This is a genomic window from Vibrio sp. 10N.261.46.E11, from assembly GCF_041472735.1.
Classification (GTDB): Bacteria; Pseudomonadota; Gammaproteobacteria; order Enterobacterales; family Vibrionaceae; genus Vibrio.
Map to the genome: position 1 here is coordinate 17017 of NZ_JBFRQW010000009.1, position 11685 is coordinate 28701.

An 11685-nucleotide genomic window follows, 5' to 3' on the forward strand; every position below is an offset into this window, starting at 1 on the left:
CCTAGGGGCTTTTTTCATGGGGGACGCTTTTTGATTCCAAACTTACAAATCGAAACAGAGCGCTATTATATTAGCATTGACTAATTTATATTTATTAGTAAAATCTAATTTAAAGTTATGGCGAGTTAAGTTTGAGGACAGGAGAGAGCGGTGATCAGTTTAATACCTTGGGATGCATTTTTCGGTGGCATGCTGCTAGGCGTATCGGCAATTATTCTTATGTTAGGCATAGGACGTGTCGCCGGTATCAGCGGAATTGTTTGTCGACTGTTGCCATTAGCTTGTAATAGCAGTGTAAGCACAGTTTCTGATTCAGACTCAGATGCCAACATTGAGAAAACCGAAAAACATTGGCGACTTGCTTTTGTTGTCGGAATGGTTGCGAGCGGTTGGTTATTGATTCCGACGGGTTATCAACTTCCACAATTAGAAGAGATCAACTTCGCAGTGGTTATCATTGCTGGCCTTTTGGTGGGCTTTGGCACCAAGGTAGCTAATGGCTGTACTAGCGGTCATGGCATTGTGGGAATGGCACGTTTGTCTAAACGTTCAATTATTGCGACCTGTGTCTTTATGGGTGTAGCAATCGCAACCGTGCTTATCAAGAACCTTATAGGGTTGGGGGCATAATGAAAAACTCTTCATTTACTATCATTATCGGTTTGCTTGCAGGTATTCTATTTGGCTTTGGAATGATCATTTCAGGTATGGTTGATCCTAAAAAGGTACTCGGCTTCCTAGACATCACAGGTGATTGGGACATCAGCTTGGCATTCGTCATGGGTGGCGCGCTATTGGTGTTTGCTCCGTTTTATCATTTGGTCATTAAAAAGCGCGTCCAAGCCATCAATGGCGAACTTTTAGAGAGCAGGAATAATCCACTAATAGATAGAAAGCTAATCTTAGGTTCAACTGCCTTTGGTTTAGGCTGGGGGATTGCAGGCTTTTGCCCGGGCCCTGCAGTAACCAGCCTTAGTGGCGGCAACCCGACGGTATGGGTGTTTATAGTCAGCATGTTGGTGGGAATGTGGCTGGCGGGTCGTACGAACAAGACCTGTTAGTAGCAAGCTTATCGCTGATTACATTGGCTTTGACGTTATTCGTTATGAGCTGACTAAGCATAGAGGTTGACTCGCTTTTAGCAAAAAAGCCAGTCAGCCTCTTTTAATATCTATTGTTTCTATTATTTTCAGTTATCTACAATCTGCTGTTATCTAAAATCTACTATTTAATAGTCGTTGAAACTGGGCAATGGTCGCTAAGTTTGTAATCAAGCACATCTTGCGTTTCAAAGACCTTCTGTTTAGCAGGAGAGGCATCTAAGGATTTGCTCACTACAATATGGTCAATCACGGAGCGGAATTGGTGTGTGCGGTGGTTATTACGGTTTGAGCGAACCTTACAATCTGCACGGGTCTTCCTTGTCGCCAAACGAGCATCCGTGTTTTCAGTTAAATCCTTCCACATCCAATCTCTTGAGTAGGATAGGTTATGGTTAAAATCACCTAGTATCGCGTAATCCTGGCCTTTACGCTCTCTTTGCTGTATCCACTTATTCAGTTGCTGTGCTTGGTCTTTTAGGCGCGAACAATCGCGGTTAGACTTATACGCTCCGCTGCAACCCGCCTTTAAATGCACAGACAACATATGAATTGGTTTTGAGCCTGTTTCAACGACCACATAACTGGCAAACCTAAGCTTGCTGTTAGCACTTGATTCCAGAGGAAAGTCAGCGTAGTCGGTGAGTGTGATTCCCTTACGAATCGCAAACCCCGTGTATTGATTCACTTCTTTGAATTGGCGGTGACTGTTTTCTGGTAATGAACGGTCAGACATCAATATCTTGTATTGTTCGCCGGTGATACGTTGAATGGCACTCATGCTATCGACTTCTTGGAAAGCAACCACATCTGAGTCTAAAGATCGGAAATATGATTTTAGTTTATCTAGATCCGCTTGATCACGTTGGGCGGAAAACTTATTCACAGCCTCATTGGTTGATAACCATTCGATATTCCAACTGGATATGGTCAAAGGTTCAGCAAATGCGTGGCTACTGAGTAAGCAACCTAACATTATCCAGTTTCGAAGTCGTTTCATGCCAAATATCCCTAATTTTGTCTTCCAATATTGATGAGCCGTTATCCTACAACACTTACCAAAAATTCAACTCTTTTTAGCAGTTTTTTTATTGTTACATTGTTTCTTTTCGACTTGAGAACTAGCGTAATAATATTGAATTGATCTTAGTCAGCGTTCTCTTTTTATTGATCCAAATCAATACTCAAAGTTGGTGGTTCTCGTTAAATACGCCACAATATCTAGTGTTAGTTAAACGATAAATCGCTCTATATAGTGTGTTTGTGGATAAGTCTGTGAATACCTCATGAGTAAGGAGAAGTGGTGAAATCAATCGTAATCAAGCGTGATGGCTCAAGGGCTCCATTCAGTAGAGATCGCATCCAAGCTGCAGTGGAAGCAGCATCAGACAAAGCCGATAAGGAAATTGCTATTTATGCACTGAATGTGGCATTAGCAGTTGAGTTGAAGCTCGAAGACTACGATGAAGTTCATATCTCTGAAATTCAAACCATGGTCGAGAACGAGCTAATGCAGGGACCATACAAGTCTCTGGCTCGTGCTTATATTGAATATCGTCATGACCGCGACATCGCACGTGAAAAGCAAAGTGCTTTAACTCGTGAGATCGAAGGTTTGATCGAAGAAAGCAATGTTGATCTGATCAATGAGAATGCCAACAAAGACGGCAAAGTTATCCCAACTCAGCGTGACTTGCTGGCGGGTATCGTGGCTAAGCATTATGCAAAAACTCACATTTTACCGCGTGATATCGTACAAGCTCACGAGTGTGGTGACATTCACTATCACGATTTAGACTACGCACCGTTCTTCCCAATGTTTAACTGTATGCTTATCGATCTTAAAGGCATGTTAACGCATGGCTTTAAGATGGGTAACGCGGAAATCGACACACCTAAATCGATCTCTACGGCGACAGCGGTAACTGCACAGATCATCGCGCAAGTGGCAAGCCACATATACGGCGGTACAACGATCAACCGTATCGACGAGGTTCTAGAACCTTACGTAATGGCGAGTTACGAGAAGCACCTATTACTAGCGAAAGAGTGGGACATTCACAGCCCAGAAGCTTTTGCTATCTCTCGTACCGAGAAAGAGTGTTACGACGCGTTCCAATCTCTGGAATACGAAGTAAACACGCTGCACACCGCTAATGGTCAAACACCATTCGTCACGTTTGGTTTCGGTCTTGGCGAAAGCTGGGGTTCAAAACTTATCCAGCAATCTATCTTGAAGAACCGCATTGCAGGTTTGGGTAAGAACCGCAAAACAGCGGTATTCCCTAAACTGGTATTTGCAATCAAAGGTGGCTTGAACCACCAGAAGCAAGATCCAAACTACGACATCAAGCAACTGGCACTTGAATGTGCGTCTAAGCGTATGTACCCAGACATTCTTAACTACGACAAAGTGGTAGAAGTGACAGGGTCATTTAAAACGCCTATGGGTTGCCGTAGCTTCTTGAATACTTACGAAGAAAACGGTGAGTTGATTCATGAAGGCCGTAACAACTTAGGTGTTGTTAGCTTGAACTTGCCACGTATTGCAATTAACGCAAAACAAGATATGACTAAGTTCTACGAGCTGCTTGATGAAAAACTCAAGCTAGCTCGTCGTGCTCTAGAAACTCGTATTTCTCGTCTAGAAAACGTGAAAGCGCGTGTGGCGCCAATCCTATACATGGAAGGTGCGTGTGGCGTTCGCTTGAAAGCAGACGACTCTATTGCCGATATCTTCAAGAATGGCCGTGCGTCTGTTTCTCTTGGTTACATTGGCATCCATGAAGCGATGACAGCACTTTACGGCACAGACGTTCACCTGTATGACGATGGCGAAATGCGTGCTAAAGCGCTTGAGCTGGTGGAGTACCTGAAGCGTGAAGTGGAATCTTGGACAAAAGAGACGGGTTACGCGTTCAGCCTATACGGCACACCAAGTGAAAACCTATGTAGCCGTTTCTGCAGCATCGATACCAAAGAGTTTGGTGTGATTGATGGCGTAACAGACCGTGGTTACTACACCAACAGCTTCCACTTAGACGTACAGAAGAAAGTGAACCCATACGACAAGATCGATTTCGAGATGCCTTATCCAGAAATCTCTAGCGGTGGTTTCATCTGTTACGGCGAATTCCCGAACATGCAGAAGAACATCGAAGCGCTAGAAAACGTATGGGACTACAGCTACACACGTGTTCCTTACTACGGCACCAACACGCCAATTGATGAGTGCTACGAATGTGGCTACAACGGTGAGTTCGACTGTACAAGTAAAGGCTTTACGTGTCCTAAGTGTGGTAACCATGACTCAACCAAAGTGTCGGTAACGCGCCGCGTTTGTGGTTACCTTGGTAGCCCAGATGCACGACCATTTAACTTCGGTAAGCAAGAAGAAGTTAAACGCCGCGTGAAGCACCTTTAGTAAGCTCTAAGATCATTAGCTAGCTTATTAAGAAGAGCTACGTTTCAAGAAACAAGATTGGTATCGGCGCTATGTCGATACCAATTCTTTTATTTAAGATCTTACAGCATTTCGCTTCAAACTATTAAGCAATAACGAGTTTTCAAAACTGCCTTATGAACTACCATCAATATCACCCAATCGACGTTGTAAACGGCCCGGGAACACGCTGCACTTTGTTTGTGTCGGGTTGTGTGCACCAGTGTCGCGGGTGTTATAACCAATCGACGCAAAGGTTGGACTCAGGGCACTTGTTCACTCAAGAACTGCAAGACCACATTATCGCTGATCTGAACGATCCGCGAATCAAGCGTCGTGGCTTGTCGCTTTCTGGTGGTGATCCTCTGCATCCTGCAAACGTGTCTGAAGTGCTTAAGCTCGTTCAGCGTGTAAAAGCGGAGTGCGAAGGTAAAGATATCTGGATGTGGACGGGTTACGAGCTCGACGAACTGGATGAAAAGCAGAAGCAAGTGCTTGAATACGTCGATACTTTGATTGATGGTCGCTTTGAACAAGATAAAGCGGATCCAATGTTGGATTGGCGTGGCAGTTCAAACCAAATCATTCATCGATTTACTGACATATAACAGTCGTCGTGGCTTAGCACACTCGTAAAACGAAAAAGGGCGTCATGGTAGCGCAATGCAACCAATCGGCCCTTGGGTGTGAGTTCTTTTCGTTTGGTTTATTCGCTCAAGCTCGCATTCAAGCTGCGACGTGATCCCGCTCTTCTATTAGGTTGTTGATCCATTTCTTAGAGTGAATTCGCTGGCTAGTTAAAGCGATCTTCGCTAGTTCCTCCAGTAACACAATCATCAGCACCCATTCTAAAGACCAGCCCAGTACTAAAGCGGTGAAATAGGCGAGGGGAATACCAATGGCCCACTGGCCAAACAGGTCGATGAAGATACTGTAGTTGATGTCTCCGCCGCTTTTTAACACGCCACCTATGCCAACCATGTTGAACACTCTCAATATCATCCCTGCGGCCATCACCAAAGCGACGTTGACCGCTGTATCTTTGAGTTCCAGATGCGTTAAATAGATTAATTGAACAATGGCTGGCTTGGCGATAAAGCAAAGCATTGCCAATAGTGTCGCAAGCGCACAACTGACAAGTACATATCCCCAAGCGGTATTTTCAACACGTTGATAATTCTTCGCTCCAATCTCGTTGCCTAGAATGATCGAAGCCGCAACAGCAAAGCCCAAGAAGGCAGAAATTAAGATGCTTTCCACTGGCGATAACAGTGAGATGATCGCAAGTTCACCAACCCCAATCTGGCCAACAATGACGTTGTAAATCAGTATCCCACCAGCCCATGCCGTATCGTGAACTAACATAGGAATGGCAACCTTGAAGTACTTCTTCCTGTGTTTGGGTAAGATGGCATCGCGCCAGCTATCGATTGTTGGGAACAAATGAGCATAATATTTTCTTGCCATAACTAGCAGTGCAATCGTCTGGAAAAAACGAGAAACCGTGGTGCCAATCGCTGCGCCAATCACGCCTAGCTCTGGAAAGCCAAACAACCCAAAGATCAGCAGTGCATTGAGAATCGCATTAACGATGATTGCCCAAATACTGATCTTGGTGGGCAATTTGGCTTCACCGACAGATCGCAGCGCGCTTTCTAGCGGCACAACTACAGCGGTACCAATAAGGCTGGCTCCTGTTATCCAAAGGTAATCCGTTGCCAAGCGGACGTAATCAGGGTCTGAGGCCACCACAGACACGACTGATTCAGGAACCAGTGTATAAATCAAAACAAAAGGGATGATAGCAAAGATAGACAACGCCCAAGATTGCGACAAGACACGTCGAATGCCATTGAAATCACCCGCTCCAAAATATTGCGAAGCTAGCACACTGACTGCACCGCTAATTCCGGAAACCATGATTAAGTTAAAGAAGAAGATACGGTTGCCAACGCCAACTGCTGCGGTTGCCGCATCACCAAGCTGATTGACCATGAAAATATCGACCACGCCGAGCAATGAGAACAACATAGTTTGCAGTGAGACAGGTAAACCGATGTATAATAGCTTTTGCCAAAATTCTTTGTCTAAATGACGATATGTCGAGAGCATCGCATTTCCCCTCTAGTGAATATGCGAGAAGTTTATCGGTATTTGTTTTAACTGTATTGTTCAGGTTCATCACAAACTTTTGCCAAACTATCCACTTTGGTAGTTCGGCAACATGAACGAGCTAGCAATGGTATGAGCGAGAAACAAGAAAGGTACGAGATCTCTGAAAAGACCCACCAAGAGTTTGTCGATCAAAGCCATGTATTGGCATTCGAAGAACTGGGTATTGTTCAATGTGGGACAGCATCGTGCCGTGATTTCTTTTCTGTTTATCGAAAGAACCAACAAAAACACATGTTGCTGTATACCGTAAGAGGCAAAGGGTGGCTCGAAAGCGAAGGGTGTCGATACATTCTAGAGCCGGGGTCGTGTATTACTGTGCCTGCAGGCGTTGAGAACGGCTTTGGGATTGAAGAAGAGACATGGCAGATAGCTTGGATCTTTCTGTCGCCTGATAAGCACTGGGAAAATGTCGTCAATGATGAGGTGAGTTATACGCTCTCTCCGGCAGCAGAAGTTGTCTCGTCGTGCATTCATACTCTGTTGAGAAGTATTGCCTTACCCATAGATTTAGGTGGAGCGATTGCCACTCACAGCGTTGCCCAAATAGAGTTCATGATTAATGCGCCGGTTCCGCAGCAGCAATCACGAAATTTTATTCGCTTAAGGCGCGTATTCGACAACGTACAAAAACAGTTGCACAAAGAGTGGAATGTACATGAGCTGGCAAACCTATTCCCGTGTTCAGAGCCGCATTTCCATCGCTTATGCCAGCGCTATTACTCACACAGCCCAATGACTCATATCATGCGCATGAGAATGGAATACGCAGCACGTTTGTTGAAATCGAGTGATTGGTCGATTCAACACATTGGCGAGATCGTGGGTTACCCGAATGCGGCTAACTTTAGTACTCGATTTAAGGCGTGGTCGGGAATGACACCAAGGCAATTCAAACAAAGTGCTTAATAGGGCACATGGGAACATAAGACACATAGAAATAAAGCGCTTTAAATTGTTAAATAGGTCATTAGGTGTATGAAATTTGCACTATTTATCCGTTTGAAATGACCAATCTCTGATTACTTATGGTAACTAAGCGCTTCTATTAAAAAATGTTTCTGATTTGTCTACGATAATGTTAACGTGAAACTCATTACTTGAATTTCAAAGGGTTGTGACTTTCATGTTTTCACATCTACCAAAACCAACTTTAGATCCAATTCTATCTCTTTCTGTTGCTTACCGCGGCGATACTCGTACTGATAAAGTCGACTTAGGCATTGGCGTTTACAAAAACGACCAAGGTGAAACACCGATCATGAAAGCCGTCTCTAAGGCTCAAGATATCGTTGTTGAAACACAGAAAACCAAAGCTTATGTTGGCCTAGCAGGCTGTGAAGAGTTTAACCAAAGCATGGTTGATCTGTTGCTTAAAGGGACTTCTGCAATAGGTCGCGTTGCTGCGATTCAAACACCAGGTGCAAGTGGTGCACTTCGCATGTTGGGTGACTTGATGAAAGTCTCTCAACCAGACACAACGGTTTGGATTTCAAACCCAAGTTACGTTAACCACAAACCGGTGATGGAAGCGGCAGGCTTAAAAGTTCGATACTACAATTACTTCAGTCCTGAAACGAAGCAAGTTGATACTGCAAGAATGTTGGATGACCTTTCAAAAGCAGGTCCATCAGACGTGGTACTTCTTCACGGTTGCTGTCATAACCCAACGGGTGCTGACATTGATTTTGAAGCGTGGCAGGAAATTACTAAGTTATCGCAAAAGAATGGTTTCTTACCGTTTGTTGATATTGCCTACCAAGGGTTTGGTGATGGCCTAGAAGAAGACGCAAAAGGTCTTCAACATATGGCGAACAACGTAGAAGAGATGTTGATTACGACGTCATGTTCGAAAAACTTCGGTTTGTACCGTGAAAGAACGGGTGCCGCGATCGTTATCGGTAACAACAGCGAACACGTAGGCAATGCTAAAGGTAAGCTACTGACGCTGGCTCGTTCAACTTACACAATGCCGCCAGATCATGGCGCTGCGTTGGTTAAAACAATTCTTCAGAATCAAGAACTAACGGCGATTTGGAAACAAGAGTTGAGTGAAATGCAGCAACGTTTGTTAAATCTGCGCCAAAGTTTATGTAATGAATTGCGAAATACTTACAACACGTCACAATTTGACTTCATCGAAAGCCATAAAGGCATGTTTAGTGTACTAGGCTTTAAAGAAACTCAAATGAATCAACTACGTGAAGAATATGGAGTCTATGGTGTTGGTGACGGACGCATCAATATCGCAGGCCTTTCCGAATCTCATATTCCTTATGTGGCTAAAGCGATAGCCAACGTTTCAAAATAGAAGGTGACTGAATGTATAATTGGAAAGCGATTGTAGTTTTAATGCTAAGTGGTGGCCTGTTTGCTTGTTCGACGACGACTCAAGTTCCTGACGAGCCAGAGCAAAAGCCTCAAGTAGAACAACCTGTTGTGGATGACTCTTCTAAGACTGACACTACGGAAGGCGAGAAAGTAACGGAACCTACAGAGAAGCCTGAAGAAGTAAAACCAACGGAACCAGAAGCGAAACCAAAGCCTGAACAAAAACCGACTGCAAAACCAACGAAGACAAGTGATGGCAAACTGATTCTTGGCGAAGAGGAGTGGGTGTTTGTTCCTGGTCTTAAAGAAGCGTTTAAAGCGCGAGTTGATACAGGTGCAACAACATCATCAATCAGTGCCGTTGATATTGTTGATTTCGAACGTGACGGTAAAGATTGGGTTAAGTTCAAAATTGAACATGACGGCATCACAACTGAAGAGATCAGCTTGCCGGTAGAGCGTTGGGTTAAGATCAAGCAGTCGAGCGCGGAAGGTACACAACGACGTGCTGTTGTTGTCGCTTCAATTCAAATCGGCGATCTAAAAGACAAGACTGAGTTTACGCTAGCAGATCGAACGCATCTTTCTTTCCCAATTCTGTTGGGGAGAAGCTTCTTTAGAGATGTTGCCGTTGTCGATGTTGGTCAAAAATACGTTCAGAAAAAAGTAACAAAATAGCGTCAATCGGTATTCATTCGAATTAGAGTCTGATGCTTTTATTGATGAGAAATGGAATCCCTACTAATGGAATTAGCGGGGATTTTTTCTTTTTATGACGTAATAAACGACGAAATACACTTTATTGTGCGTGGTTCTTCACTTGTTCACTGTTTAACCTCGACAATGTGATCCTGATCTCTATATAATCCGCGCTTCGTTTTATGTTTAATCCATACTTTCGTACTTCTTATTTTGGCTAATTGAAATAGCCAAATAATTATCTGTCAGTACACGCTTAGGAATTAGTTCTTTGATATCTACCGCGAACATCACAATGCAATTTGGCGCAGAGCCGCTGTTTGAAAACATCTCTGCTAAATTTGGTAACGGAAACCGTTATGGTTTGATCGGCGCCAATGGTTGCGGAAAATCAACGTTCATGAAAATCCTAAGTGGCGCATTGACGCCAAGCTCGGGCAACGTTTCGATCACTCCTGGAGAAAAACTGGGTGTGCTAAGCCAAGATCAGTTCGCTTTTGAACAGTACAGCGTTATCGATGTAGTAATCATGGGTGACAAAAAACTGTGGGAAGTAAAACAAGAACGTGACCGTATTTACTCTTTGCCAGAAATGAGCGAAGACGATGGTATGAAAGTCGCTGAGCTTGAAAGTGAATTCGCGGAAATGGATGGTTACACAGCAGAAAGCCGCGCTGGTGATATCCTAATCCAAGCGGGTATTGAAGAAGAGTTTCACTTCGGCCTGATGCAACAAGTTGCTCCGGGTTGGAAACTGCGTGTGCTATTGGCACAGGCACTGGTTGCAAACCCAGATATCCTGCTTCTTGATGAACCAACCAACAACTTGGACATTCACACGATTAACTGGCTTGCTGAAGAGCTAAACCAGCGTAAATGTACAATGATCATCATTTCGCACGATAGACACTTCCTTAACTCTGTATGTACGCATATGGCGGATATTGACTACGGCGAGCTACGTGTTTACCCGGGTAACTACGAGTACTTCTTAGAAGCGTCTGGTTTGATTCGTGACCAACTTCTAGCGAGCAATGCTAAGAAAGCGGCAGAGATCAGCGAGCTGCAAGACTTCGTAAACCGTTTTGGTGCGAACGCATCTAAAGCGAAACAAGCAAGTTCTCGCGCTAAGAAGATGGACAAGATCACGCTTGATGAAGTGAAGTCATCAAGCCGTATGAGCCCATCCATTGATTTTGGTGAAGGCAAGAAACTACACCGTCAAGCGCTTGAACTTAAAGAGCTTGGTCACGGCTTCGATGGCGAAACACTGTTTGCTGGTGGTAACTTGCTGCTTGAAGCGGGTACACGTCTTGCCGTTATCGGTGAGAACGGTGTGGGTAAAACAACACTATTGAAATGCCTAGTTCAAGAGCTAGAGCAAAACGAAGGTATCGTTAAATGGTCTGAAAACGCATCAGTAGGCTACTGCCCACAAGATAGCACGTCTGACTTTGATAACGACCTGAGTATCTTCGATTGGATCTCACAATGGCGCACAGTGAAGCACGATGATCTTATGGTACGTGGTATTCTAGGTCGTCTATTGTTTACTGCTGATGATGCGAACAAGAAAGCGCGTAACTGTTCTGGTGGAGAGAAAAACCGTCTGTTATTCGGCAAGCTAATGATGCAAGACATCAACGTGCTTGTGATGGACGAACCAACGAACCACATGGACATGGAAGCAATCCAAGCCCTGAACGACGCATTGAAGGTTTACACGGGGACGCTTATCTTTGTAAGCCATGACCGTGAGTTCGTTTCTTCGCTAGCAACACACATCATTGATGTAAAAGACCAACAATTAGTGAGCTTCCAAGGTACTTATGAAGAGTACTTGGATCATCAGAAAAAGATGCTGATGGTTAGCTTATAACAGTCTTAGTCGGTCTATAACCGTATTGGTTGACCTATAGTTGCATTAGTAATTAGTAATTA

The 11685-nt window shown here is 44.2% G+C and carries 10 protein-coding genes; 8 read left to right on the plus strand and 2 right to left on the minus strand.

Annotated elements, in window-relative coordinates; all coding sequences use genetic code 11:
• Nucleotides 1-150: 150 nt before the first annotated feature.
• Nucleotides 151-630 (plus strand): YeeE/YedE family protein, encoded by a 480-nt coding sequence (locus AB4407_RS03450; RefSeq protein ID WP_372118646.1) that lies wholly within the window; start codon nt 151-153, stop codon nt 628-630.
• Complete coding sequence (locus AB4407_RS03455) at nt 630-1061, plus strand: DUF6691 family protein (RefSeq protein WP_372118649.1); 432 nt, start codon at nt 630-632, stop codon at nt 1059-1061. Before AB4407_RS03450 ends, AB4407_RS03455 begins: the two co-directional genes overlap by 1 nt.
• A 163-nt stretch (nt 1062-1224) precedes the next feature.
• On the opposite strand, the gene AB4407_RS03460 is transcribed toward AB4407_RS03455, so the two are convergent.
• The gene (locus AB4407_RS03460) at nt 1225-2100 is read right to left on the minus strand and encodes an endonuclease/exonuclease/phosphatase family protein (RefSeq protein ID WP_372118651.1); all 876 of its coding nucleotides are present in this window, start codon (nt 2098-2100) and stop codon (nt 1225-1227) included.
• Between the two features lie 303 nt (nt 2101-2403).
• Here AB4407_RS03460 and nrdD point away from each other — a divergent pair, with 303 nt between their 5' ends.
• Together nrdD and nrdG are read left to right on the plus strand one after the other, a co-directional pair.
• A complete protein-coding gene (gene nrdD / locus AB4407_RS03465; protein ID WP_372118654.1) occupies nt 2404-4524 on the plus strand; it encodes an anaerobic ribonucleoside-triphosphate reductase in 2121 nt (706 codons plus the stop codon).
• A 155-nt stretch (nt 4525-4679) separates the two neighbouring features.
• Complete coding sequence (gene nrdG / locus AB4407_RS03470) at nt 4680-5150, plus strand: anaerobic ribonucleoside-triphosphate reductase-activating protein (RefSeq protein WP_012600613.1); 471 nt, start codon at nt 4680-4682, stop codon at nt 5148-5150.
• A 118-nt stretch (nt 5151-5268) separates the two neighbouring features.
• Here the strand turns inward: nrdG and AB4407_RS03475 are convergent, their stop codons facing one another.
• On the minus strand, nt 5269-6654 hold the full coding sequence (locus AB4407_RS03475) for an MATE family efflux transporter (protein ID WP_372118656.1): 1386 nt from the start codon (nt 6652-6654) through the stop codon (nt 5269-5271).
• Between the two features lie 132 nt (nt 6655-6786).
• On the opposite strand from AB4407_RS03475, the gene AB4407_RS03480 reads away from it, so the two are divergent.
• From AB4407_RS03480 to AB4407_RS03495, 4 genes are all read left to right on the plus strand, one after another.
• Nucleotides 6787-7623, plus strand: coding sequence for an AraC family transcriptional regulator (locus tag AB4407_RS03480; RefSeq protein WP_372118659.1), 837 nt, complete (start codon nt 6787-6789; stop codon nt 7621-7623).
• Nucleotides 7624-7840: 217 nt separating this feature from the next.
• Nucleotides 7841-9025: an amino acid aminotransferase gene (locus tag AB4407_RS03485; RefSeq protein ID WP_372118660.1), complete on the plus strand. Its 1185-nt coding sequence runs from the start codon at nt 7841-7843 to the stop codon at nt 9023-9025.
• Nucleotides 9026-9036: 11 nt separating this feature from the next.
• Nucleotides 9037-9723: a RimK/LysX family protein gene (locus AB4407_RS03490; RefSeq protein WP_372118663.1), complete on the plus strand. Its 687-nt coding sequence runs from the start codon at nt 9037-9039 to the stop codon at nt 9721-9723.
• A gap of 292 nt (nt 9724-10015) precedes the next feature.
• Nucleotides 10016-11623, plus strand: coding sequence for an ABC-F family ATPase (locus tag AB4407_RS03495; protein ID WP_372118666.1), 1608 nt, complete (start codon nt 10016-10018; stop codon nt 11621-11623).
• Nucleotides 11624-11685: the final 62 nt, after the last annotated feature.

Coding starts and splice junctions, on each gene's coding strand:
- AB4407_RS03485 (WP_372118660.1), top strand. CDS start 7,841: ATGTTTTCACATCTACCAAAACCAACTTTAGATCCAATTCTATCTCTT.
- AB4407_RS03490 (WP_372118663.1), top strand. CDS start 9,037: ATGTATAATTGGAAAGCGATTGTAGTTTTAATGCTAAGTGGTGGCCTG.
- AB4407_RS03480 (WP_372118659.1), top strand. CDS start 6,787: ATGAGCGAGAAACAAGAAAGGTACGAGATCTCTGAAAAGACCCACCAA.
- AB4407_RS03455 (WP_372118649.1), top strand. CDS start 630: ATGAAAAACTCTTCATTTACTATCATTATCGGTTTGCTTGCAGGTATT.
- AB4407_RS03460 (WP_372118651.1), bottom strand. CDS start 2,100: ATGAAACGACTTCGAAACTGGATAATGTTAGGTTGCTTACTCAGTAGC.
- AB4407_RS03475 (WP_372118656.1), bottom strand. CDS start 6,654: ATGCTCTCGACATATCGTCATTTAGACAAAGAATTTTGGCAAAAGCTA.
- nrdG (WP_012600613.1), top strand. CDS start 4,680: ATGAACTACCATCAATATCACCCAATCGACGTTGTAAACGGCCCGGGA.